Origin of the sequence: Colwellia sp. 75C3 (assembly GCF_002836255.1) — a bacterium.
In the GTDB taxonomy this organism is placed as follows: Bacteria; Pseudomonadota; Gammaproteobacteria; order Enterobacterales; family Alteromonadaceae; genus Colwellia.
On sequence record NZ_PJAU01000033.1, the window covers coordinates 230438 to 256383 of the forward strand.

Sequence of the window (25946 nt, forward strand, 5' to 3'; positions counted from 1 at the left end):
ACTGGGTATACTTGCCCGTTTAAATTAAGTACCTGGACCATGGGTATATACTCAGCCATTAATTGAAATTACCTTCTCAAATATAATAAGTAGTAATAAATTGATCATGAAAAAAATAGCTTTCGTCACCGTAGCGCTCTTATTGACCGCATGTCAGCAAGCCCCCAAACAAAGTAATGAACCGAAAATCGATAATCAAGCGTCTTCAATAAGTGCCATATTAACTGCAGAGCCAATACAGCCAAAGCAAAAAAAGCTCGAACAGGCTAAGTTACCTCATCAGCATGATGATGTATGGCAACGTATTCGTAGTCAGTTATCGATTACAGTGCCTGACAATGAAGAGGTGGCTAAATGGCGCGATTATTATTTAAGTCACCCTAACTTTATGGTGACTATTTCAAGTCGAGCAGAGCCATTTTTATACTATATTGTTGAGGAAATTGAAAAGCGTGGTATGCCGGTAGAGTTGGCATTACTGCCCATTGTCGAAAGTTCATATATCCCTTATGGTGTTTCGCATATGAGTGCTGCAGGTTTGTGGCAGTTGATGCCAGTAGCGGCAAAACGTTTTAAAATAGATCAAAACTGGTGGTATGACGGCAGGCGTGATGTTGTTGAGTCTACCCGCGGCGCACTTGATTACTTTCAATTCTTCCATGACAATTTCGAGGGTGATTGGCTAAATGCAGTGGCCGCCTTTAATTCAGGAGAAGGTCGGGTTGGTAGAGCCATTAAAAAAAATCAAAAGGCAGGCCTACCGATAGATTTTTGGTCACTAAACCTACCTAATGAAACCACCCATTTTGTCCCTAAGTTACTAGCTATTGCTGATATATTAAAACGCGCTGATGAGTTGAATTACAAATTTACACCGATAAAAAATAGTCCAGCAATAGAGATTGTTAACATTAATAGCCAGTTAGATATAAGCTTGGCTGCAACATGGGCTGATATGGATGCCAAAAAGTTATTTCTACTCAACCCTGGTTTAAATCGTTGGGCGACAGCGCCAGATAGCCAATATCAATTGATGGTCCCTTACGCCTCAGCAGAATCATTTAAAAATAAGTTGGCGAGCACCAAGAAAAAAGATTGGTTACGTTGGCATAGTTATCAAATTAAATCGGGTGATAACTTGGGTGCCATTAGTGAGAAGTATGCGACTAATGTTACCGCGCTTAAAAAATTGAATAATCTAAACTCAGATACCATTCGAATTGGACAAAGGTTAATCGTACCGTTGACTGATACCGATGCTTATCCATTGCAGCTGGCTAAAATAAGTAAGGCTAGAATAACGCATATAGTAAAAAGTGGTGATAACTTATGGGATATCAGTCGTAAATATAAGGTGAAGGTGCAAGATATCATTCGCTGGAATAAACTCGCCGCGAACAGTTTGCTACAACCTAAGCAAAGATTAAAAATTCGTTTAAAATCTTAGTTAAAACATTAGTTAAAACATACTTTATTTGCTCAAAGCACATGAAGATTCAGCATTACAGTGGTCGTTAAAAACCGTTAGTGATATTTCTCTTAGCTGTCAATTACCCTAGATGAGGCTATCTCAATATTGATAGCACCTAATCTAGGACAACTGACCAAGCTTTGCGCAAACACACTGTAATCGCTGTACAGCGGAGAAATTCCGTAGTAACGTGCGCTGCTTTCGCAGCTATACCAATCAAACCTAGGTAAAGATTTATGAGTAGTGCTTTTTCACGTCGTTTTGTTGAGTTAGTAGAGCAGTTTTCCGGTGGCAACAAGCGCCAATTTGCTGAACTAACGGGTAAGTCACCCTCACATATTTACCGTATTTGTCGTGGATTAAGTCGTCCCTCTATGGCTTATTTAGAACATATACACGGGCTGTTTGCACTCGACTTTAATTGGTTACTTACCGGTGAACGAGCCCTGGATGTGCCTTTTGGACACAACAGTGACGATCTATTATTAGTACCTAAACTTGATATTGAAGCCAGTGCTGGTTTTGGTGCTATCAATGGCGCCGAAGAAGTGACCGAACAATTTGCGTTAAATAAACGTTGGTTAAGCTCGCAGTTGGGCGTACATGGCGAAAGTCTGGCGTTTGTATCTGTAAGGGGTGACAGTATGTTACCAACCTTACACCATGGAGATATGGTTTTAGTGGATTTGAGCCAGCAACAACCAAGTAATGAAGGGGTATATGTGCTGCAAACCCAAGATGGTTTGATGGCTAAGCGATTAAAACAAAAGCCAGACCATCTTATTGTCATCAGCGATAATCCTGATTACCCGCAATGGACAATCACTGAAGAAAATGTTGAACAACATAGTGTCGCCGGACGTATTGTTTGGTGTGGTCGCAATGTCTAACTTGCTTTTAATAAGTGTTCTTTACTAGCAACACTCTGATTTTTATAAAAACATTACTGGTCGGCACTCTTCTTCGACGACGGTACCAGAATAGATATAAGCCTGTTATTGCTAATATAACAGGGCTTAAGCCGAGTATGCACCAAACCACTTTACTAGCTAAACCGGCAAAATGGCCGAAGTGAAGTTTACGAAAACTATCAACTGTAACGTGTAAGGCGCTGGCGTTTCTAACATCTTCAGAGCTAATAACTTCTGCTGAACTTTTGTCATAACTAATGTTACTGGCGTAATCACTATTTAATGGATTACTGGTATTTATTTTACCGTAGAAGGTAATGTGCATTTCAGGATCATAAGGCATTAACAAGTAGGTCGCTTCAAAGTCATTAATAGTGTCACTGGTCTTTTCATAAAGAGTCTGCAGTGAAATATCTTTGCTGTGTAGAGATTTAGTGAGGATATGGGGTGTTTTGATTACATGCTCTTCTATCTCGTGGATCACTTCGGCAATATTCCAATAAGCACCGGTGAACGCTAAAATAATAATAACTGGCGAGCTGGCAATGCCAATCATTTTATGGATGTCACTAAAGAATATTCTGGTGGCAGCTTTCACGCGCAAAGTAAAAAAATACAACCAAAATTTACGGTATAAAACCATGCCGCTAATACCAAGAAATAATAAGAGAAGTGAAACAAGCGCACCTAAAAATATGCCATTAGTCTCAAGTAATAACTTAAAATGTAGGTCTAATAACCAATCGGTGAAATTATCGGAAAGACCAACTGGGCTTGATAGTAGTTCCCCTGTATATTGATTTAAATATAACTTAGACCACTCATTAGTTTGGTGAGCAATAATATAAGCGGTGTCTGTCCTTTGGTGATCGGTAAACAGCTCCCAGCTACCTATTTCATGATCAGGGTACTTACTTTTAACAGAAGCCATTAAAGTATCTAATGAAACCCTTGTTGAAGGGGAGTCATCGGGAACTGACATCTTTGCTGGCATTAATAGCGTATCTAACTCAACTTTAAACACTAAAATACTGCCAGTGAGTGAGATGAGCAATAAAGGTAGCATAGCGATAAGTGCACTATAAGAATGCCATTGGTGTAATTTTTTTTCATCGTATCTTGGCGACTATTTTATACTGTGAATTAGAAAATCCTTAACATTATGGCTATAACGTTAAGGGATTATGTGTGGTATTAACTGTGGTATTAAATAAGTGACTAGTGATATAAGTCGTAAAAACCTTTAATGGTTTTACCTTTAATTTCTACGCCTTTAGTGGCAGTAGCACTATTGATATCAACAACATAAACAAACGCTGCGTCGACCGTTTCGATACTGACATAAACTTTTCCATCTATTATTTCAACAGGCGATGTCCAGCGCTTGTGGTGTAATGGTATGCCGTCTATGTCTGTGACTGTCTGGGCAACTAAATCTATAATGACAAGTTTATGGTTAATTTGATTTTTAGTAAAAGCACCCCATGAAGCAGCGCCGGTATCATCGGTAATAATACGGGCTATTGCCTTGTTATCACCAACATAATCAAACCAAAATATTTTGCCGCCATCGGTCGCTGCTTCTATATCAAAAAAGTAGTTAGCATCAAAAACTTCTTCATTATTGTTAATACGTAAAAGAGCAGAAGGTTTAGTAGAAGCTGGGCTAAAACCAACGGCAACAGAGCCGTTAGACATACTATATAAATCTCCATTAGCCGTTTTAATCAAGCCAATATTACCATTTACACCAATATTACTGGTTCTGGCATCGGCAATAATACTTTTGGGCGTAGCGCCTTCAACAAGCGGGTAATCGTAAATAGCGACAAAGGCATTGTCAGCTTCAGGTGTGCCCCAATTTCCGGCATCATCTAATTTATGAAAAGATAAAAATAATAAATCACCACGAACAACTAAAGCAGTGGGGTAACCAACGGTGCCTTCGCCTTTAGTACCGGTATCTACATCATGAATTGTATAATTTACTTTGCTAGTTACTAAACCTGTTTCAGCGTCAACACTATAAAGTGTGCGCTTGGTATGGTTACCATCTCTTGGTGCATCGGTGGCTAGTAAAACTTTATCATCTACTGAGGCAAACGTTTCTAAAGTATTGGTGAACTCAAAAGAGGAGAGTTTGGCCACTTTGTTATCCGCATCTACTTTGTATGATGTCGCTTCATTGTTTTCATAGCCAACCGTAAATAAGGTGTTTCCTACAGGGAAGAAATAGTTCCATTTTTGCTGCTCAATACCTTTGCCATCAGCCGTTAAATCTTCTGTTGTTATTGAATCTTGGGTAACTAAATATTCAGCCTCTATATCGCCGGTAATTTTAAAAGCGAAAGTAAATGGACCTGGTTCAACTATCACCGGGTCTACAACGACAGGTGGTATTACAGCTTCATCACTGTCGCTGCTGCCACAGGCGCTTAATGTTAAGGTTGCTATAAGCAAACCTAAAGTTTTCAATTTATACATGATTGTCCTTAAAAAGTTTAATAAAGGTAACGGAATTTTAGGTAGAAGGCTCTACCGGGTTTTTCAATTTTGAAATTGTCGAATACTTCAGCATCGAATATATTACGTGCAGATAACGAGACGTTATAACTGCCATCGGCAAAGCTATATTCAATATCAAGGTCGTGGGTTAGTTGTGTTGGGATAACTAATTTTTGGTCGGCATCGCCATTGCCCTCCCAGTTTAAGAAAAATTCATTTATAAGGGAGGTGGTCCAAAAAAGAGATAATTGGTCATTGTTGGCGACTTCAAAGCTTGCCGCTAAACGGGCATTGGCAAATAAATAAGGCTCGTTAGGTATACGTTTACCGTAATTGAGATCCTCAACCCCTTCGTAATCTTCTTTTGATTTATTGATTAAGTCTTGGTAGGTAGCATTAACTTGCAATGAATAATTGTCATAAAACCGAAGGTAATAAGAGCTTTCAATACCCGTGGTTTCTACTGCTTGTAAATTAGAATATATACCGTAAATAATACGGTCTGGTAGGTAGCGGATAAAATCACTGGAGTCTCGATAAAAAACATTAGCTTCAAAACGCTGCGCAGTATTTTGTGAGCTAAAGTCAGTTAATAAGCCAAAATTTAGGTTCTGGCTTTCTTCAGGTTTTAAATGAGGGTTTGGCCTGACATACTTACCCGTACCTAAAATCTCTTCTGCTTCAGGCATGCGGTAGGCCAGTTCATACGATGTTTTGACTAACCAGTTGGGGTGAACTTGGTAGCTGAGTGATGTGCCATAACCCATCTCACTTAAATCAACCTCGCTTTTTACATTTTGAAGGTTAAAGTCGACTGATTGCTCGGCATTAATTTCACCTTGAAAACCGTAATGTTTTGCAAAGACATTCCACTTTAATTCTTGCTGTAAGGCACTGGTATCGAAAGCTAAACCAGTGACGGCTTTTCTTATCCAATTAGGTAAACTAAACACAGTATTATTGAGGTTTACTGTATCGTTACCGGTCTTTTTTAAATAATTATTACTATGACTAAGCTGTATGCTGCTATCACTGGTCAATTGGTATTGTGCAGAGATGTTTGCTCTAAATACGTCATCAGTGACGGTAAATAAAGACTTTGTGCCTAGCTCTCCTTGTAATTCATCGGCCTTAATTGTGTATTCACCCAGCCAATTGTAATCTCGATTATAGGTATCATTAATTAGCTGTTCATTTTTACCGGTAAGCAGATAGGCAGAAATAGCTAAAGTATCGAAATTCTTTTTGTAAATGGCTGAGATAAGTTGGGTATCTGTTTCACTGTTAAGTTTGCCAAAAACATTATTTATTGAGGTGGTGGTATGCTGTTCGTTATTACGGTTTTTTGCGCCAGTAATACCTATTGATAATTCATCGGCAAAGTCTTTATTAATGACACCAAATTTTACGTTGATCATCGCTGCTGAGTATTGGTCATTAAAACGCTTGGCGCTCATGCTGCCAGTAATATTACCTAACTCGTCGGTGCTATTAACGTTATTCATTCGATAATCATTATCAGAATGCTCAATATTACTTGAGATACGTACAAAGGTATCATTGTCTAAAATTTTCAGAGCAAAGACGCTGGCTTTGTGTGTATTGAAAGAGCCATAGGTATAGGACAGGTCGAGTAAGTCTTGATCAAGGAAAGGGGTAATAACATTAATAGCGCCACCCAAGGCATCCGAACCAAGCACTATAGGAACCACGCCTTTATACACTTGAATTTGTTCGACTAAATTTGCGGGAAAAGTTAGCGCCGAACCAAAATCTTCCATGGGTATGCCATCAATAAAGTAACGTATTTGATTACCCGAAAGACCATTAAGCGATAAATTAAATTCAGCACCTAGTCCTCCACTTTGTCTGACATTAATGCCCGGTGAGCTTTGCAAAATTTGTAGCAGATTATAGTTTGAGTTTTTAAACTGCTCAGTGAGTAATACATCCACTTTAAAGCCTGATGAGACTAGCGCTTTTGTTGAATCACGGCCAACAACCTCAATTGTTTCTATTTCATTCCCATCACTTATATTTATATCAGCCTTATTTTTACCATCAGCTGAAAAGGCACTGTTGGGCAATAGTATGTTAAGTAATAGCGCGTAACCGACATGACTAAGTACTCGTGATCCATGAGTAGGTGTGGGGAAAAACAAGGAAACTCCGATAACTCCTAATAAGGAGTGGCTACATAGGTTCACAGAAGTTTGTAGACCTACCTATAATGGTAATGAGATCGATTATCATTTGTATTTACTCGTGTGTCAATATGTAATATTACGAGTTTAGTTTGCAGCTAATGATAAGAATGTCGGGACTTAGTTACTGTTTGTTAAAAATATGTGTACAGATGTTGCTTTTGTTAATGTGATAATATAACATCTTTCGAATTGTTATATTATCACATTAAAAGATGGGTTTTACATGAACAGGTTTACATTAATAGCGAGTGCTTTTGCATTGATGACTGCAAATAGTCAAGTGCTTGCTGAGCAAATTACGGGTCTCATTACAGATGAGAATGGACAAGTGGTTAGTGGTGCTAAAGTTAAAATTATGGGCACCAATATAGCTGTTGTTAGCGATAAATTAGGTGAGTTTTATCTTAACGTTCAACCCGGAGAGTATGAATTACATGTTACTGCAGCAGCATATGTTCACCAAAACATTCAGGTCAATTTAGCAAAAAAACAAACCTCTACGCTGGCGGTAAAATTAGATAAATCAGCGATTGAAATTATCGATGTCAGTGCGACACCTTTTCATAGTTCAAATATAGAATCGGCTCTACCTATCACAGTTTTGCATGGTGAAAAATTGCGTATGCGCCAAGCCAATACGTTGGGTGATACCTTAAGTAAAGAAGTGGGGGTGCATAGTAATTTTCATGGTGGTGTTGCTAGTACACCAATTATTCGTGGTTTAGATGGACCGCGTGTGCTCATTACACAAAATGGTCTTGATGCCGGTGACGCTTCACGCGTTGGACCTGATCATGCGGTCTCTACCGAAACATCAACCACAGAACGTATTGAAGTATTACGTGGTCCGGCGACACTATTTTACGGTAGTGGTGCTATTGGTGGTGTGGTTAACTTAGTTGATGAACGCATTCCTACAAGCATTGAAACAAAGGGTGAGTGGCTAGCGGAGCATAATACTAATAATGAGCAAACCTTAGTCTCAGGTTCAATCAATAGTGGTGTTGGTAATATTGCGGTGCATGCCGATGGTTTTTATCGTGACAGTGAAAACTACCAAATACCTGAAAAAAATGGCATTGATGAAGTCGCGAACTCAGCGGCTGAATCAAGCGGCTTTACTTTAGGGACGAGTTATTTACTCGACAATGGTTTTGTTGGTATTTCTTATCAAGGTATTAATCAAGAGTATGGTATTCCAGGTCACAGCCATGGTGATGAAGACATTGCGGTACTGGCTGATTTAACACAAAATCGTTGGCAGTTACTGAGCGAGCTTAATTTTGATAATAGTGTTATAAAATCACTTAATACTAAGCTAGCTTATACCGACTATCGCCATAGCGAAATAGAATTAGGTAGGATAGGCACAACATTCGACAATGAATCTGTAGAAGCGCGTGTTGAGTTATTACACCAAGACTTTTGGCAGTGGCGTGGTGGTTTAAGTGTTCATTACAAACAAAGTGATTTTACTGCCGTGGGTGCTGAAGCATTTACGCCGCCTTCTGAGACAAATTCAATCGCTTTGGCGTGGATGGAAGAGCGCCATTTTGGCGATGTGTTATTACAGTTAGGTGCACGTATAGAGCGTACCGAAGTAAGCGCAGCTAAAGTGCGTTTACCTGAACTTGAGTTATTTGAAGAACATGCGGAACACGAAGGTGAGCATGACTCACATGAAGATCACGGCCATGACGCTCATGCGGCGCAAAATGTCACTCGTAACTTTGAAGTTGAACATGTATTTACCCCGGTAAGCCTTTCTGCAGGATTAGTGTGGGACTTTACCGATGGTTATAACTTAGGCCTATCACTGTCTCATTCCGAGCGTGCACCATCGGCATCAGAATTATTATCTTTTGGTCCACATATTGGTACTGGCTCTTATGAAGTAGGGGCACTGTTTTCATTACATGACGACCACGGTGAAGTCGCACATTTTGGTTTAACTGATCATGATATTGTCATGGAAACCGCCAATAATATTGATTTAAGCTTACGTAAATTTAAAGGAAACTTTGGTTTTATTCTGAATGCTTTTTATAACCAAATAGACGATTACTACTACGAGCAAGCCACCGAGTTATCTGCGGGTGATGGCCACTCTCATGATGAAGAAAGTCATAGTGGTCAAGACCATGACTCACAAGGTGAAGCAGCACATACTTTACCCTTATTTATTTTTACTGCTCAAGATGTCACCTTGCACGGTTTTGAAGCGCAAGCTGTTTGGCAAGTTACCGATGAATTTACTTGGCGGGTACAGGGCGACATTATTCGTGCTCGCTTAGATAACGGTGGTGAATTACCTCGTACACCACCCGCACGTATTGCTACCGAGTTTAGTTACCAAAGCGAAGCTATTTCAGCTGACATATTTGTCAGTCACTACTTTGAACAAACCAATACCGCAGCACTAGAAAGCTCAACAGACAGCTATGTCATGGTGGATGCTAACGTTAATTATCATTTTACTTTAGGGCAGCACGACTTAGCTGTTTATCTTAAAGGCACCAATTTGACCGATGAATATGCGCAAGTGCATACCTCATTCTTAAAAGACTTAACACCACTAGCAGGGCGTTCAATTACTGCTGGTATTCGCGGCTCATTTTAATTTTTTGCCCTATCGCTTGGGTTCGACTCATTTATCAAAGGAAAACCATGAAAACATTTAATTTAAAGGCACTTGTATTAGCTTGTACTGCCACCGCGCTAGTCGGTTGTGGTGATAGTGAAACTAACATTACAGAAATAGATCCAACTGTAGTACCAGTAGTTGATGATCATCATGACGAAGAATTGGGCAAAGGCCGTTTAGCTATTGCCGATGCAGAACAAGCCGTTGTGCATATTTTTGATTTAGAAGATAACAGTTTGGTTGACTCTTTAACTATTGAGAATCCAGCAACAGCATTACATGCAAGTCCTGAAAACCGTTATGCGGTGGCAATACAAAAGGAGACAGGTAAAGTGCAGTTTATTGATGGTGGTTTATGGCAAGAAGCCCATGGCGATCATTATGATCAACACGTCGATGCGCCAGAATTAACAAGTTTTAGCATGCAAGGTGCTAAGCCAGCTCATTTTGTCTCACGTGGTGAACAAGTTGCCTTATTCTTTGATGGTAATGATGTAGGTGAAAACGCTGAATTAAACATATTAAGTGATGAAAGTATTAAAGCAGAAAAAATTATTGCTCATCATGACTTCGATACCTACATGCATGGAACGGCAGAAATACGTGGTGAGTATGTTTTAAGTACATTACGAGTAAGTGACGCCGAAGGCACATTACCTAACGAAGTTGCAGTATTTGAAATTCATGGTGATCATCTTCACCAAGAACAGGTTTTTGATACCAAGTGTCCAGATCTTCACGGTAGTTTTCAAAATGAAAATTACATTGCTTTTGCTTGTGACGATGGAATTTTAACCGTACAACAAGAAGGTTCAACTTTTACCGATAGTAAAATAGCTTATCCGGCAGATGTGCCTGAAAGTAAGCGTATTTGGACGATTAAAGGCAGCGAGCATAGTGCAACGCTTTTGGGCTTAACGCCACGTGGTATCTTTGTGATAGACCCTGTTAATCAAGGTATTAGCCTTTTAGAACGTCCAGCGGATGAAAATTCTTACTTCCCACGTTATACGTTTGATGCGCACCATGAACATTTATTATTACTTGATAAAAATGGCGCTTTAAATGCGTACAGTGCGGAGCATAATTGGGAACTTGAAAAAACTATTCCAGTACTTGAAGCACTTGCTGATGATGTTAGACCATTAATTATTGCTTCAAAAGCACATGAGCTTGTTTATATTATTAATGGCAAAGAAGTGACAACTGTTGACTTACATGAAGGTGAAGTTGTTGGTCACTTTGATTTAGACTTCGCTCCCGGTAAAGCCGCATGGTTAGGTATTGCAAGCGAAGAGGAGCACGTTCATTAAAGTTAAACCTTAACTTACTCGCATTTTGTTTATTCCTTTTTTGGCCACATTTTATGTGGCTTTTTTTTTGCAAAGTTCATTGAAAATATATAAAGCTACTGAATTAAAATCGAGGGATTATTTTGTAGAATAATCTCAAATTCACCATGCCACGTAAATGATAATGATTTTCATTACTTTGTGGTGTATCATGTTATTTTTACCGTGGTGATTTACGCACCAACATTAATTTTTAATTGTTTAGATCATCTTTGCACTTGTTAGGCAAACCGCATTGAAAATGTATCAAATAAGACTAAGTAACATGGAATAAAAGTGACTTACCTTTTCAATCAATTTAATCTCTCTAGCCCGAGCTGGGCTGTTTTCTCTCGATCGCTAGCTGCCATCTTTGGTGGTTATGTTTTAGCAACCTCTAGCTCTCTCTTCATTGGCCAATTGCTATTAAATAGCGTGGGTAAATATCAAGCTATTCATATTGGCTTATTGCTCTCTTTCATCGTCTACGCCTGTGCTGCCATGTGGGTATTTTCAGTATCAAGTGCCAGTAAAGCGTGGGGCGGACTAATAAAACTAAACGTTTTCCTTTTCGTCGCTACTTGGCTTTTAATGCAGCTTAATGGTGTGGCTAGCTAATGAAAGATAATTTTCGACAGTCAATGAAGTGGTTTCATACTTGGGTTGGCTTAATTGTTGGCTGGATCTTATTTTTCATGTTTATAACGGGAACCTTAGGTTATTTCTATCAAGAAATTACCCGTTGGATGGAGCCTGAAAGACCTTTTATCGAGCATAGTATTAGTAATGAACAATTAATCGATATTGCCCAAAATTACCTCACTAAAAATGCACAAGGTATTGATGAGTGGGATATATATTTGCCCACTGTACGTGATCAAAATCTACGAGTCGGTTGGCGGCATGCGCCAGAAGCAGGTAAAAAAAGAGGTCGATACCAAAGAGCGGTATTGGATATTAATACGGGTGCGAAAATTGACAGCAGAGCGACGGGTGGCGGAAGATTACTCTATCGAATGCACTATCGTTTACATTATTTATCAAGCAAAATCAGCTATTGGATAGTTGGATTTTGCTCTATGTTGATGTTGTTAGCGGTTATCACGGGCGTGGTTATCCATAAAAAAATATTCACTGATTTTTTTACTTTTAGAGCGAAAAAAGGCTTACCTGGTTGGTTAGATATTCATAATGTATTAAGTGTTATTGCCTTGCCCTTTCATTTTATGATCACCTACAGTGGCTTATTATTCTTCCTGTTTACTTACATGGCGTTAAGTACTAATTTACAAACTAATGAAAATGAATATAGTGAAATGCGCAAAGAGATATTTCCTCGTTCAGCTCATTTAGAAAGTGCTAACCAACCTTCGGCAATGTTAGATATTTCATCCTTATATCAGCAAGTAAAAATGAGTTGGAAAAATGATGACCTCAGCACTATTGAAGTGTTTGCTGCACACGATATTAATGCCCAAGTACTTTTTATTCGTCATGAAACGGATATAACGTATAACCCTAAAGACCAAGTGATGGTAAGCGCAATTACAGGTGACGTTATTCCACAAGCATCGAAAGAGTATACCGCAGCGGGTATGATTCATAATGGATTTTTCTCGTTGCACGAAGGGCAGTTCGCTGGTCCTGTTGCGCGTTGGATATATTTTTTTACCGGCCTTATTGGCACGGCGATGATTGCCTCGGGGTTGATCCTTTGGACAACCAAACGTAAGCCTCAACAAATGAAAAAAGCAAACGGACCTGATTTTGGTTACCGTTTGGTTGAGCAACTCAATATCGGCACTATTGTCGGTTTACCCATAGCTATTGCCGCATATTTCTATGCGAATCGTTTGTTGCCTATTGATATGATTGACCGAGTAAATTGGGAAGCGAATATAATGTTCATCAGCTGGGCATTACTGTTAATTTATCCTGCACTTCGCCCTGCTAATAAAGCGTGGTCTGAACAATTACAACTAGCAGCGCTGGTTTATATGGCACTGCCACTAGTGAATTTATTAACCACAGATAAACACCTTATTAATAGTTTGGTGCAGCAGGATTGGGGGTTTGCTGGCTTTGACCTGACGTTTTTGGCCGTGGGCGCTTGTTTTGCTTTTGCAGCCTACAAATATAAGACACTTCATGTTGATAAAAAAGTTAGAAAGCCGACAATAAAGCAAGAGGTTATAAAAGAAAGCGGGCAAGGAAGTAAACAGGGTGAAACATTCGGAAATGAAGGCTTATTGAATGCACCTCAGGTAAGTAAGGGTAATAGCTAATGTTATTACTCAGCAGTTTATGCTTTACCGCCATGGCACTGTTTTGTTTAGCGATGAGTAAACACCGACAACAAATAATAGCGCAAGAAGTACCTAAGCTTGTGGTGCGTTTTTTCCGACCTGCTGCTTGGTTGTTATTAACTTTCACCGCTTATTTAAGTGTTGAACTATTTGGCTGGTCTATTGGGCCTGCGCTTTTATTTGGTGCACTGACAATGGCTATTTTATTACTGACTTTGTTATTGACCTACCAAGCTAAAATAGTGCCTCAATTAGCCATCTTGTTATCATTAATTTCGAGTATTAGTCTTTTAAATAGTTAGTATTCGTATTGATTTATTGCTAATTCATCAACACTTGCTTAAAGTCCCCGTTATTGCTGATATAGCCCTTTTTATGGGGATAATTTAAATTTAGAGGAAGTGTTTTGGAGTTTGCTAATTTAACCATTGAAATAGCCTTATTTTTATTTACCATTGCCATTATTGCTGGCTTTCTTGATACCTTAGCTGGCGGTGGTGGCCTATTAACGTTACCCGCGTTAATGATGAGTGGTATCCCCCCGTTAACGGCTTTAGGAACAAATAAACTGCAATCAAGTATGGGAACTGCAACGGCCACCGTAATGATGTTACGTGCTAGGCGTGTGCGTTGGCATCAGGTAAAGCACTTAATGCTTGCAGGCTTTATTGGTTCAGCGATAGGTACAGTCATTATTCAGTTTGTAGATGCTCAAATGCTGACACTTATTATCCCTGTGGTGATTACTTGTATCGGTATTTATTTTCTTATTACGCCTACCGTTGATGAAGAAAATAAGTTGCCTAAAGTCTCATCTGAAAATTACAAAAAATACGTTATACCGCTAATTGGTTGTTATGATGGTATTTTTGGTCCTGGTACAGGTTCATTTTTTACCTTGGCAGGTCGTGCATTACGCGCTCAGAAATTTCTTCAAGCGACAGCTATCGCTAAAACACTAAACTTCTCTACCAATATTGCTTCGCTTATTGTTTTTATTTTTGCTGGGCAAGTGATTTGGATGGTTGGCTTAATTATGATGTGTGGGCAATTTATTGGTGCTTGGCTCGGATCGCACTTTTTGTTCAAAATACCGGTCAATTATTTACGCTATTTAGTGGTATTTATGTGTTTTGCTATGTTAATTAAGTATGTGTCTGCTTAGTCTTCGGTCGAGACTGTTGGTAAGACCCCGCCTTGTGCAACACTTCCCAAAGTTGTTTAGACACCATTGAGTCAAATTACAGCGAATACGATTCCAACCATATTAATGCTTGATACTTATATATTCCTACCTCTTTGATATCATGTTAACAAAAAACCACAGAGTTAATTATAATTAACCCTGTGTTAATAATATTTGACATGGTGATTGGTAGAGGATACTGTGTGTTAAGTTTTTTTAACATTGGAAGTGAATGATGATTTTTAAAGATAGTAATTTTAGTGAACAAACTGCTTGGATTAGCGTGACATTTACCGTATTCATAGCCTGGTTTTATGCCAATGGTATGAAACAACTTGAAGGAACGTTTTCTACCCATGCCGACCAAATAGTTGGTTTATGGGCTAAAACAATGTTTGCTAGTATCATTTTTGCTGTTATTGCCTTTTCGGCTTTAGCTATCATGAGGAAGTTCAGTGGCGATGATGACGATAATTTATTGATTGATGAAAGGGATGAACTCATTGAAGCAAGAGCGACTAGGTGGGCTTACTATAACTTGAGTACTTGCATTATTATTTTGTTTGTACATATATTCTGCCAAGGCGTTATTACTAATTACCCCTTTTTTCCTAACGTACCTCCTATCGACTTTCTTATTCACGGCGTGATGTTTTCAAGCTTACTGGTTGAGTTTATTTTACGTGCGTCACAAATCTATCGTTACCGAAAAGCAGCTTAGCTAAAATGATTAGTAATACCAGTTCTATTAAGTTTGTGATCTTTTTGTGCGTAGGAAGAATAATTTAAGGGTAGGCGCTTGATTGAGCAATAGCGAGTTATTGGGATTGAGAGCAACGCCGCCTTGGGGTATTTTAACCAGCATAAGTGGGCAATAACTTAATGGGATTGGTATAAAGGGAGAAAACCATGAGTAAACAAGTGAAAGGCGTGATTAGTAATCAATTGAGAAAAAAACGCTTTGAAAAAGATGAGATGACACAGCAAGAATTGGCTAAAGCGTTGGGCGTAACTCGGCAAACTATTGCTGCGATAGAAGCTGGCAAGTATTCACCCTCGTTAGAGGTAGCTTTTTGCTTGACCGATATATTTGAAACACCTCTTGATGAGCTATTTCAATGGCAAGTAAATGACAGTGAAACCAATAATGAATAGATAGATTAAGCATTAAAGGTGAAGTGTGGTTTACGGCTTAGGTGAATTAACCTTGCCATAAAGCCAGTTTATAATGTCTCGCCCCGTTATTATTCCAACAGGTTCATTATTGCTGTTTATGACGGGAAGACATGATACTCCGGTATCATGAAAAACCTTTATCGCTCCACTAAAAGGGCTGAATTCTTTAATAGCGACTAACTTCTTCGAAACAATTTGATGAACTCGTTTGTTTAACATTGCTAGATCTTTATCGCTTGCTGTGGGTAATTCTAGATTAGAGTTTGTTGCTTTTAAATAATCTCTTTCTGAAATAACCGCAACAAGCTTTTTCTTTTGGTCTATTACCATTAAATGATGAAATTTATGTTTAATAAATAACTCTCTAACAACAGATAATCTTTCATCTAAATCTATACAAGTGACATCTTCACTCATTATGTCTTCAATCTTCATATTTTATTATCTATTGTTGTTTTCAAAATAATGAGTCAGAAAACTCATCACTAAACGAGACAACGACCATTGGTGTCTCTTAGAAGACAGTAAGCCTTTCAATAAATCATGTCAACAATACGAAGATTCAAGCTGCGTGGTTTTCTTAAAAATTACAGTGCTGTCAAAGCGACAAGTTCCTCTGAAAACAAATCACTGAGAAAAATCAACGCGGGCAGTACATGGAAATAACCGCGCATGAACAATTGAATCGTTTTATTCGCATGATTTAACTCCATAAAGTAATCCATAATACGCCTGCCTTTATAGGCAATAGAACAACAAATAATGGCGGTAATCGCTAGGCTTGGTTCAGCGGTCTCTGCGACAAAAGCATTAGCCGTGGTGATTATCATCAATAAGACCCAAGAAAAATCTAATACATTGAGTGTGAAGGTATTTTTGAGCATGAGTATTCCCTATCGCAGTACATACAAGAGTGGAAAAATAATCACCCACGCTAAATCGACCATATGCCAATAACAAGCAATAGCGGTAAAGCCGAGATGATTTTGTTGGGTATAATTGCCTGCTTTTAGCTGACGAATGGCCCACAATAAACTGCCGCTAGCCCAAGTGACATGTAACAGGTGATTAAAGGTAAGGTAGTAATATACGGTATAAAAATTATTTGTATTGGTCGTTATGCCTTGATCTACATTCCAATGATATTCCCAAATTTTTATCACCAGATAAACACCACCACAAAAAACCGCACGCCATAACCAACGTATACTTTTTTCAGGATCATTTAAGCGAACAGATGCTAAGGCTTTGGCAACAAAATAACTGCTGCTGATCAGGGCAAAAGTATTGAGTGTACCTGCCAAAGTATTAAGCTTCAGCGGTCCTTGGTTAAATTGTTCTGGGTAGTGCGCTTTGGCAATAAAATAAACCAAAAAGAATAACGCGAATTCTGTCATTTCGGCGAAAATACCGACCCATACGGCTCTGTTACCCGGTATTTTATTTAATGTTTCAGGTTCTTTAGTGACTTCGCCACTACCATTTAAATGAAAATCAATTGCTGTAATGGTCATGTTACTACCTACTTAGCGCGACAAGTGACTAGGCTAGCTAACCACTTGTCTTTGAGTGACGTTATGTGTGAATGATCTGAGTTAAGCGATTAATTACGAAAGAACACGGTGTTTTTTTGCAATACAATATCGGGTTGTTCGATAGCTTGAATAATGAAGTTAAACTGAGTGATTTTCTTCTTCAATTCAAAACCATCAATAGCTAAAGTCACAGGGATCTCTTGCATAACACCCGCGCCAATAAGTACGTTTTTAGGTAGCGCTAGTGTCAGTTTTGATTCAGGGCTAATTAAGTTGTCGACATTAATAGTAAAGTGCATAGGTACTTGGCTTTTATTGAGAATTTTTAAGGTATAAGTATTTTCAACGACACCTTCAAAATTAACACGGTACAGCGCAGTTCTATCGCGAATGATGTTGGCTTCTAACGGAATTCTACTATTAATCCAAAACCCTAATAATATGACGAACAGTAAAGTTAACACCCCATAAGAGACGAGTTTTAGGTTGAAACGTTTAGTTTCTTTACCAGCGAGTTGTTGTTCACTGGTATAGCTAATAAGGCCTTTAGGGTAGTTAAATTTCTCCATGGTTTGATCACAAGCATCAATACACAGACCGCAGTTAATACATTCGTATTGAATACCGTTACGAATGTCTATGCCGGCAGGGCACACATCAACACATAAATTACAGTCAACACAATCGCCTAACCCTTTGTCATCTTTTAGTGTTTGTCTATCATCACTGCGTTTACGCGGTCCTCTGGTTTCACCACGCGTTGCATCATAGGCAACCATCAAAGTGTTTTTATCAAACATGGCTGACTGAAAGCGAGAATAAGGACATAAATGAATGCAGACATGCTCTCTCATCCAACCCGCATTAGCGTAGGTCGATAGGGCAAAAAACAACACCCAAAAAGTGACCGCTCCGCTCCAATCGAATGTAAGCATGGTGCTATAAAGCTCGCTCACGGGTACAAAGTAAGAAATAAAAGTGGTCGCGGTAAATAACGACATGAACAGCCAAATACTATGCTTGAGTGTTTTTTTGTAGGCTTTAGTTAGCGTCCAAGGGGCACGGTCTAATGCCATGCGTTTATTACGTGTGCCTTCAATGCGATGCTCAACCCACACATAGGCCAGTGTCCAAACAGTTTGCGGGCAAACATAACCGCACCAAACCCGTCCAAGCCAGGTGGTAATAAAAAACAGCGCAAAGGCTGCCACCATAAAAATCCCGGCAAGTAAGATAAAATCTTGCGGCCAGAACGTGAGGTTAAATATTCTAAATTCTTGCTTAACTACATCGAGTAATACCGCTTGTTGATCGTTAAATTGCACAAAAGGCATGGCAATAAAAGCCAACATAAGTAGCCAGTTAATATTACGGCGAATTTTTTGGTAAAAGCCCTTTTGCTCTCTAACATAGACAGATGTTTGAGATTTATACGGCTTAATGATGAGGTGCTCTTCTTTTATATCAAACTTCATTTATTACTACAGGGTCATAATTAAGTAATTACTCTATATCAATAAACGCGCCATAAATTATGGTTTTTAAGTTGTTGTATTTTATCATTAAATTTCAATGTGGAAGAGTTGTTGGCCACGATATATCGTGTAGGTGCGATATGTCGTGGTTTTGTGGAGGACTTTAGGATTAACGACGTTGGATATTTAGTTTCTGCATGCGAGAACGTAAAGTACTATCAGGTAAGCCTAGTATTTTTGCTGCACCATTTTGACCACCAATTTGCCAATGACAATCATTTAATATTTCAATAATGTAGGCTTTTTCAATGTCAGCTAAGGGTTTGTTGAGTGTACGTGTAGCCGATTGAGATTTATCGAATTTTTGTTGGATATGTAAGGTATGAGAGTTTGAAAGAATCACTTCTCGTTCGAGTATGTTTTGTAATTCTCTGATATTACCTGGCCAGTGATAATCTGCTAATTTAGCTAAACTCTTTTTACTTATTCCTTTGATGTCTTTGTTAAGCTTATGATTAAGTTGCGCTAAAATACTATGGCACAGTAAGGGAATATCTTCGATTCGTTCTCTTAATGCCGGCATCACAATAGGAAATACATTCAAGCGATAATATAAATCCATACGGAACTTACCTTGCTCTACCATGGCTAGTAAGTTTTGGTTGGTCGCGGCAATAATGCGGATATCTACTTTAATGGTTTTACTGCCACCAACGCGCTCGAATTCACGTTCTTGTAATACCCTCAGTAATTTACTTTGTGCATCAGGAGTGAGTTCACCTATTTCATCTAAGAAAAGTGTGCCTTTATCGGCGAGTTCAAAACGACCACGTCGTTTCTCACTTGCCCCGGTAAAAGCACCTTTTTCGTGACCAAATAGCTCCGATTCTAACAAGTTCGCCGAAAATGCTGCACAGTTAACTTTAACCAGTGGGGTATTTTTACGTTGACTCAATTGATGTAAGTTACGGGCGACAAGTTCTTTACCGGTACCATTCTCTCCCAGAATAAGTACCGTGCTATCTGTTTGCGCTACCAGCTTTATTTGTTGCAACATGGCAAGGAAATTTGGGCTATTACCCTCTAAACCAGAGCCATGCCAACTTTCGTTAATTTCATCTTGTAAATAGCTGTTTTCTGCTTGCAGCTTCTCAGTCAGGTCTTGTACTTTTTTTAAGGCAGAACGCAAATTACAATCGGCTAATCTTTGCTGGCTGACATCCCTAAAAACAGCGACGGCGCCGATGAGTTCACCGTCTTTAAATACGGGTGTTGAGGTATATTCTACTGGAAAGCTAGTACCGTCTTTTCGCCAAAATACTTCATTGGTAATTTTACGCTCCAACCCGTCACGCATAGTGTTATAAATATTACATTCTTCGCTAGGATAGGGCTCACCATTAGCATGAGTATGGTGATGATATTTATGGATGTTTTTACCCAATAACTCAGCTGATTTCCAACCTGTCATTTGCTCTGAAGCTGGATTGACAAAAACAGCATTGCCGTCTCTATCAAAGCCATAAATACCTTCGCCAACGGCGTTGAGTAGTAGTTGAGAGTCAGCTAAAAATTCTTTTATATCAATGGTCATACACTGTTTGCTCTTGCTAATAATCGGTTGCACGATATATCGTGGCGTAGTGTTAGCTTATCAGTTATCCATTAAAAAATCCGATGCATGTTAGGGCTTGGTGTAAGTAATTAATGATTAGTGGTATTATTTCCATAATTTCTTGGGTAGTTAGGGCACTACAATGTCAGCATATCAATTCTATAACTTTCAATTTAATCGTGATAAATATCAGTTAACTAGCAATGATATTCCGGTGAATATTCGCCCGAAAACAGCCTTGGTACTTAACTATTTAATTGAAAATAGACAAGCTATCGTCAGCAAGAATGACTTGTTTGAAGCGGTATGGCAGACCACTCATGTGCAAAATCACACATTATTTCAAGTGATTAGTGAGATAAGAAAGCTTACTAATGAAGATCTTATTCGTACTCAACCCAATAGAGGTTATCAGTGGGTAGCTCCTACCAAGGTAATAGCCGTTGAGCACAATGTAGAGATTGAGCAAGTAAAATTGTCTAGTGTGAAAAGCAATACAGTAAGATCAGGCCGTTTGCATACTATAGCTATGGCAGCAAGTATAACGTTGTTGGTTTGTGCTAGTTTTTATCTAGGGCAATGGTCTAAACAAGAAAATACTGAGTTTGTTAAAGCCAATTCTTTTAAAGGTAATATTATTAAAAATGCCTTGGTTAAAGGCGCTAACAGTCTTCCAGCAATTAATGCTTATGCTAAAGGCGTTGTGGCATTTGAAGAAGGGCACTATAGCCAAGCTAAACAATGGTTTGATTTTAGTTTGTTAGAAGACCCAAGTTCAATACAGAGTAAGTTAATGCTGGCAGAAAGCTATTTTAAACAAGAGAACTATATCAGGGCACAAGATGTCGCTTTTAAGTTACTCGATTCTTTGGATAAAAGCTCTTATCACTATTCTTCAACGGCTGATTTATTGAGCCGCATGTATGCACAACAAGGCTTAGTTTTTGATGCATTAAACTATGCTATTACTGGCGCCAATAGTTTAGAAAACTCAGGTTCTTTTTGTTCAATTGAAGTCACTGACCAGCGAATTGAGCAACTAGCACAACAACTGATTGGTGATAAAAGCTTACAAACAGATAAAGCTAAGTTATTGGCCGGCTATTATAAACAAGCACAACAAAATGCGTTGTCTTCCCCCGTGACTGAAAAGAAGGTATCGAAAGCTAATACTTTATGTGAAAAAGTGAATGAGGCAACAGAAACAAGGCAAATGATTATGGATGATACCTCGGCCTGTTTAAAACAAGCATCTACACCACTACTGTTAAGTTTTTATAATGATTATAGTCATTATAAAAATCAGCAAACGAGTTAAAGCATAACTAAACTATAGCTAAGCCATCGTTCGAATATAGCTAAGTTTCAGCTAGGATACATGCTTTCAAGTCTATGTTTATAAAGACTATATAGATAAATATAGTTAATAATAGAACTAATGACTAGGGTTTTATCCCTGAAGAAATTATCTTAGCCTAATAAAATATTGCCTATCAATCGGCAGTTTTACCTTAGGTATGAGTTAAAGGAAATCAGGATGAGATTACAGCGTTTTTCCCCCACGTTTTTGAGTATTATTACAATAACGATAACGATAACATCGTTAGTTTTTATGCAAACGAGTATTGCTCAGCGTAATAGCGGGCAACACCCTAGTACTCAAAATGAAAGCATTCAAAATGAGAGTGCTCAAAGTGATAACACTCAAAAAATTGATACCGCCAGTATTTCAGCGGATGCTTATCAAAGTATCCATGAGTTTTTTCAAAATACCCCTAACGTTTCTATTCAGCGATACAACGAGCAGTTACTTGAAGTAAATATTGGCGCACGTAGTTTTTTTGCGAGCAATGACGGTCGATATATTTATGTCGGTAAGGTTATCGATACCCATGAAAATGTTGATATTAGCGAACAGATAACACAAAAAAACCGTATTAAGGCGCTTGCTAAACTTGATGCGGAAAACCAGTTAACTTTCCCTGCAACGGTAGAAGAGTTATTTGCTGTGACATTGTTTACCGATATTGATTGCGGATATTGCCGACGTTTTCATAGCAACATGGCGCAATATAATGCTTTAGGCATTCGCGTTAATTATTTAATGTTTCCTCGAGCCGGTAAACGATCTGAATCTTATGATAAAACCGCGGCGGTTTTATGTTCTGCCAACCCACAAGAAAGTATGACCCTCGCTATGCAGGGGCAGTTTTCGGCCTCTGCCTCCTCGGTGAATAAAACCTGTCAGCACAATCTTGACCAACAAATGTCGGTAGCAGCTGAATTTGGCATATCGGCAACACCGACCATGCTTTTACCGAATGGTGGTGTTATCAAAGGAGTCTTAAATCCTGAGCAATTATTGGCTCAACTAAAAAAATCGGTATCGAGTAAATAAAATCTAATCGATTTAAAACTAATGATTAATATCTTTAAGTTATACCTTCAAACATTACCTTTAAATAAAACCTTTAAATAATATCTCCAATTCATACCCAAGGAAAACCATGAAAAATCAGATCAACTTTACCGTTATATCGACCTTCGTATTAGCTAGCTTTTTACTGTTGTCTAGCGCATTTGTCAGTGCCGCTGACTTTGAAGAGGGCAAACACTATAAGGTATTAAGCACCCCCATTAATGACAAGCTTAATTCAGCTAAGGAAGTACGTGAGTTTTTCTCTTTTTATTGTCCTGCCTGTTATCGACATGAGCCGATTATTGGCGAATTAAAAGCGCAACTTCCTGACAATATCATGCTAGTAAAGAACCCTATTGATGGTATGCCTGGACGTGATGTTGCTATTGAACATGCCTTATCTAAAGCGCTGTTAACTGCAAAGTTATTAAAAGTAGAAGATAAGATTTCTGCTGCCATTTTTAAATATATTTATGTTAATAAAGCAACATTTACCAATGAGAAAGACATTAAGAATATCTTTCTATTACACGGTATTGAAGAACAGCGTTTTGACAAAGTATTTAATGGTTTTAGTGTTAAAACAGGCGTGAATAAAATGAACAAAAATACTGAGATATTAAGGGATCAAGGAATATCGAGTGTTCCTACCATTATTGTAAATGGTAAATATAAAGTAGAAACGGGTGCTATTAAGTCGAAAGAGCAATACATTGAGCTAGTGCTGTATTTATTAAAGCAATAATTATTAAATCACTAATTATTGCTGTTGTATTAGGTTTATAGCCAAGTCATTTGAAATTGAATTTTCATGTGGCTTGGTTTTTTAATAAGCTCAAGGGCCTAGTTTGATAATGATCAGAACGATCTTGATTTGGCTAACTAAAAACATAACAAAGAACTCACCATAATGATGAGTTCTTCATAAGTCATTCTTATTTATTTAAAGCAGATAATTCTTTTTGTGCTAAAAAGTTATCCATTTTTGAACGTAATAATTTATACAGCAAAATAGATCCGTCTATTTCTTCTTTACGATTAGTTAAGCTCTCAATGTTTAAGCCTAAAGGTAAATCATAAGGAAGTATTGCATCTAAAATTTGCTGCAAACTATTTACACAGTTGCGTATTGATTCATACAAAGGGTTATCTGCATTAAGAATACGCAAGCTCGTTGCTTCAGGAACATTTACGCCCAACCATTCAATAAATTCTAAGGTCTTTTTACTGCCACAGGGAGAGAATGTTAAAATCAAGCGTTGTGGTTTTACCCCTTCTTTTTTGCATTCAATAGCATAACGAGTAAGTAAATCTATAGTCGCTTGTGGATTGTATATCGCTTGAGAAATAAAGAAGCTACAACCTTGTCGGTGTTTTGCTATTAAGCGTTCATGTTCATCTTTTTTACTCGCATGGCGCTCAGCAATGGTGACACCGCCGATAAAAAAATCATTTGGGTTATCGACTAAGGTTTTATAAGCATCAGCTAAAGGTAAAGAGATGTTATTGTCTTTTGACGGACTACCAACGAGTACTACATCTTTTACACCATACTTTTCCCACGCTTCGTTTGCCCACTCATTAAAGTCTTCGCTATTCGATTGAATAACACTTTTATAAGTAATAACAGGATGATTCGACTTTTTATTCAATAAAGAAGAATAAAGTCTCGTATCATGGGTTGATTTAAACGGGAAAGGTCTAGGTTTACTAATACGAGAATTTTCATCTTGAATGTCATAAACAATCAGGCCATCAAAGTCGATGTCACTGACTCGCTCAAGCAATTTTTCAGCAATCTCAGCGACTTTATCAAGTGGCGTATCGCTTTTTGGTGGTGTAGTGCCAATAAAGTAAACACCTCGATTAATGTCATTGTACCTAGCTTGAAGCTCTGATTGTGTAGTCAAAATATTTCTTCTTACTTTAAATAGATGTCTGTTCGGACGTTTAGATGGCTATATGTTCATTCAATTTACCTTTTTTGTCAACCATTGAGTGCTTTATATATAGAAGTTTTATTCACTAAGTAATTAAATTGATTCTGTGTGAAACTTTTCGAAGCATGGTCTTTTGTTTACTGTGATGTTGAAATTTTTTGTTATTCTTCTTTATAGTGAAATATTCTCTATTATTCATCTGGTTATTTTTAAAGGAATAACCAAGAATAACCTCACTTACTCAGTGATAACGTGGTCTGTACAATTTCACTATCATTACAGTAAGTACAAAGCAGCCGGCGCTTTGATTTGTTACTTAGCGTAAGTGTTAAGTAATCACTCATAAAAAACAGCAGTATTAAGAAAAGGAATTATTCATGACATTAGGTGAACAGTTAAAAAAATTACGCGCAGACAAAGGTTTGAGCCAGCCTGAATTAGCCGAGCTTGCAGGTATAGAACAATCTTATTTATCAAAGTTAGAAAATGATAAATCACTGCCTTCTAATGACGTTTTTAGAAAGCTACTCAGTGCTTTTTCATTAAACGTTGCTCAATTATTAGAGCCTATTGATACACATTATATAAAGAATAACCTGTTAGTGATCAGTGATATTGAACAGTTATATCAACAATCCAGTACTAAGCAGCTAAACCAGCAACGTACACTGCTTTACATGGCGAGTAGCTTAATCGTACTTGCGGTTACTTTGTTTTATATCGGTTATGCCAAGCAGGTATTTAATGAAACTTTCTATGAATATAGCTCTAGAGGGGTGGTGTTAGCTGGAGAGCCAAGCGATATATTTTGGCAGTGGCGTGACCTTATTGATATTAAAGACCGTAACGAGAAAGATGAAAAAATGCGCCAGATGAAAGTGGTTATGTCCCAGCGCAGTGATGTCTTAGTAAAGTTAATCTCTGAAAGTAAAGGTTACTCGTTTGAAGAGGAGGTTGAAGGTGGCAGACGTTATTTTCGAAAGTCGAAGAATACTTTACCGATAAAAGTACCTCAGGGCATTAATGCATGGCTGCAAGTTTTGGGGGTAATGTTATTAACGAGCGGAATTATGGTCTTTGTACTAGAGCGCCGGCTATGTAAGTTACCTCGATAGTTAGCTAGTCAGTGAAATCCTTGCTGAGTATTACTGACGATTTGGACGTAATAATGATTATCTGACATATGCGTTCATAAAAGACGAAAAAGCCCCTTAAATAGACGTTA

Annotated in this window: 22 protein-coding genes and 1 pseudogene; 14 read left to right on the top strand and 9 right to left on the bottom strand. The window is 38.2% G+C overall.

Translation table 11 applies throughout. From position 1 onward, the window contains the following. The first annotated feature begins 106 nt into the window (after nt 1-106). Nucleotides 107-1447 carry a LysM peptidoglycan-binding domain-containing protein gene (locus CXF85_RS05555; RefSeq protein ID WP_101227531.1) on the top strand — a complete coding sequence of 447 codons (1341 nt, stop codon included), beginning with the start codon at nt 107-109 and terminating at the stop codon, nt 1445-1447. A gap of 260 nt (nt 1448-1707) precedes the next feature. Then, nucleotides 1708-2361 carry an XRE family transcriptional regulator gene (locus CXF85_RS05560; protein WP_101227532.1) on the top strand — a complete coding sequence of 218 codons (654 nt, stop codon included), beginning with the start codon at nt 1708-1710 and terminating at the stop codon, nt 2359-2361. A gap of 7 nt (nt 2362-2368) precedes the next feature. On the opposite strand, the pseudogene CXF85_RS05565 reads toward CXF85_RS05560, so the two are convergent. From CXF85_RS05565 to CXF85_RS05575, 3 genes and pseudogenes are all read right to left on the bottom strand, one after another. Beyond that, a pseudogene (locus CXF85_RS05565) lies at nt 2369-3466 on the bottom strand (PepSY-associated TM helix domain-containing protein); the annotation flags it as partial. A 134-nt stretch (nt 3467-3600) separates the two neighbouring features. Further along, nucleotides 3601-4866: a DUF4374 domain-containing protein gene (locus CXF85_RS05570; RefSeq protein WP_101227534.1), complete on the bottom strand. Its 1266-nt coding sequence runs from the start codon at nt 4864-4866 to the stop codon at nt 3601-3603. A 17-nt stretch (nt 4867-4883) separates the two neighbouring features. After that, a complete protein-coding gene (locus CXF85_RS05575; protein WP_157829025.1) occupies nt 4884-7049 on the bottom strand; it encodes a TonB-dependent receptor in 2166 nt (721 codons plus the stop codon). A 268-nt stretch (nt 7050-7317) separates the two neighbouring features. Between CXF85_RS05575 and CXF85_RS05580 the strand changes: the two genes are divergently transcribed. The 8 genes from CXF85_RS05580 (at nt 7318) to CXF85_RS05615 (ending at nt 15716) form a co-directional block, all read left to right on the top strand. After that, nucleotides 7318-9714 (top strand): TonB-dependent receptor, encoded by a 2397-nt coding sequence (locus tag CXF85_RS05580; protein ID WP_101227536.1) that lies wholly within the window; start codon nt 7318-7320, stop codon nt 9712-9714. 47 nt (nt 9715-9761) lie between these two features. After that, the gene (locus CXF85_RS05585; protein ID WP_101227537.1) at nt 9762-11051 is read left to right on the top strand and encodes a hypothetical protein; all 1290 of its coding nucleotides are present in this window, start codon (nt 9762-9764) and stop codon (nt 11049-11051) included. Nucleotides 11052-11366: 315 nt separating this feature from the next. Further along, on the top strand, nt 11367-11687 hold the full coding sequence (locus CXF85_RS05590; protein WP_157829026.1) for a DUF3649 domain-containing protein: 321 nt from the start codon (nt 11367-11369) through the stop codon (nt 11685-11687). Beyond that, complete coding sequence (locus CXF85_RS05595; RefSeq protein WP_101227538.1) at nt 11687-13354, top strand: PepSY-associated TM helix domain-containing protein; 1668 nt, start codon at nt 11687-11689, stop codon at nt 13352-13354. Before CXF85_RS05590 ends, CXF85_RS05595 begins: the two co-directional genes overlap by 1 nt. Next, nucleotides 13354-13677, top strand: a complete 324-nt coding sequence (locus tag CXF85_RS05600) for a DUF3325 domain-containing protein (RefSeq protein WP_101227539.1) — start codon at nt 13354-13356, stop codon at nt 13675-13677. The genes CXF85_RS05595 and CXF85_RS05600 overlap by 1 nt, the downstream gene beginning before the upstream one ends. Nucleotides 13678-13781: 104 nt before the next feature. Next, nucleotides 13782-14540, top strand: a complete 759-nt coding sequence (locus CXF85_RS05605) for a TSUP family transporter (protein WP_101227540.1) — start codon at nt 13782-13784, stop codon at nt 14538-14540. Nucleotides 14541-14793: 253 nt separating this feature from the next. Continuing rightward, nucleotides 14794-15282 carry a hypothetical protein gene (locus CXF85_RS05610; protein ID WP_157829027.1) on the top strand — a complete coding sequence of 163 codons (489 nt, stop codon included), beginning with the start codon at nt 14794-14796 and terminating at the stop codon, nt 15280-15282. 188 nt (nt 15283-15470) lie between these two features. Then, a complete protein-coding gene (locus tag CXF85_RS05615; RefSeq protein ID WP_101227542.1) occupies nt 15471-15716 on the top strand; it encodes a helix-turn-helix transcriptional regulator in 246 nt (81 codons plus the stop codon). Nucleotides 15717-15746: 30 nt separating this feature from the next. Here the strand turns inward: CXF85_RS05615 and CXF85_RS05620 are convergent, their stop codons facing one another. From CXF85_RS05620 to CXF85_RS05640, 5 genes are all read right to left on the bottom strand, one after another. Continuing rightward, nucleotides 15747-16172, bottom strand: coding sequence for a CBS domain-containing protein (locus CXF85_RS05620; protein WP_101227543.1), 426 nt, complete (start codon nt 16170-16172; stop codon nt 15747-15749). Between the two features lie 152 nt (nt 16173-16324). Next, nucleotides 16325-16621 (bottom strand): cytochrome C oxidase subunit IV family protein, encoded by a 297-nt coding sequence (locus CXF85_RS05625; RefSeq protein WP_101227544.1) that lies wholly within the window; start codon nt 16619-16621, stop codon nt 16325-16327. A gap of 9 nt (nt 16622-16630) precedes the next feature. Continuing rightward, nucleotides 16631-17251, bottom strand: coding sequence for a cytochrome c oxidase subunit 3 family protein (locus CXF85_RS05630; protein WP_101227545.1), 621 nt, complete (start codon nt 17249-17251; stop codon nt 16631-16633). Nucleotides 17252-17340: 89 nt separating this feature from the next. Continuing rightward, nucleotides 17341-18747: a cytochrome c oxidase accessory protein CcoG gene (gene ccoG / locus CXF85_RS05635; protein ID WP_101227546.1), complete on the bottom strand. Its 1407-nt coding sequence runs from the start codon at nt 18745-18747 to the stop codon at nt 17341-17343. Nucleotides 18748-18916: 169 nt separating this feature from the next. Continuing rightward, a complete protein-coding gene (locus CXF85_RS05640; RefSeq protein WP_101227547.1) occupies nt 18917-20341 on the bottom strand; it encodes a sigma-54 interaction domain-containing protein in 1425 nt (474 codons plus the stop codon). Nucleotides 20342-20504: 163 nt separating this feature from the next. Between CXF85_RS05640 and CXF85_RS05645 the strand changes: the two genes are divergently transcribed. From CXF85_RS05645 to CXF85_RS05655, 3 genes are all read left to right on the top strand, one after another. Continuing rightward, nucleotides 20505-21680 carry a winged helix-turn-helix domain-containing protein gene (locus CXF85_RS05645; protein ID WP_101227548.1) on the top strand — a complete coding sequence of 392 codons (1176 nt, stop codon included), beginning with the start codon at nt 20505-20507 and terminating at the stop codon, nt 21678-21680. A 219-nt stretch (nt 21681-21899) separates the two neighbouring features. Then, nucleotides 21900-22760 carry a DsbC family protein gene (locus CXF85_RS05650; RefSeq protein WP_101227549.1) on the top strand — a complete coding sequence of 287 codons (861 nt, stop codon included), beginning with the start codon at nt 21900-21902 and terminating at the stop codon, nt 22758-22760. Between the two features lie 109 nt (nt 22761-22869). Continuing rightward, entirely contained in the window at nt 22870-23526 is a 657-nt protein-coding gene (locus tag CXF85_RS05655; RefSeq protein WP_101227550.1) for a thiol:disulfide interchange protein DsbA/DsbL, read from the top strand. Nucleotides 23527-23716: 190 nt separating this feature from the next. Here the strand turns inward: CXF85_RS05655 and CXF85_RS05660 are convergent, their stop codons facing one another. After that, complete coding sequence (locus CXF85_RS05660; RefSeq protein WP_101227551.1) at nt 23717-24691, bottom strand: methylenetetrahydrofolate reductase; 975 nt, start codon at nt 24689-24691, stop codon at nt 23717-23719. 407 nt (nt 24692-25098) lie between these two features. On the opposite strand from CXF85_RS05660, the gene CXF85_RS05665 reads away from it, so the two are divergent. Next, complete coding sequence (locus CXF85_RS05665; RefSeq protein ID WP_101227552.1) at nt 25099-25836, top strand: helix-turn-helix domain-containing protein; 738 nt, start codon at nt 25099-25101, stop codon at nt 25834-25836. The last annotated feature ends 110 nt before the right edge of the window (nt 25837-25946 follow it).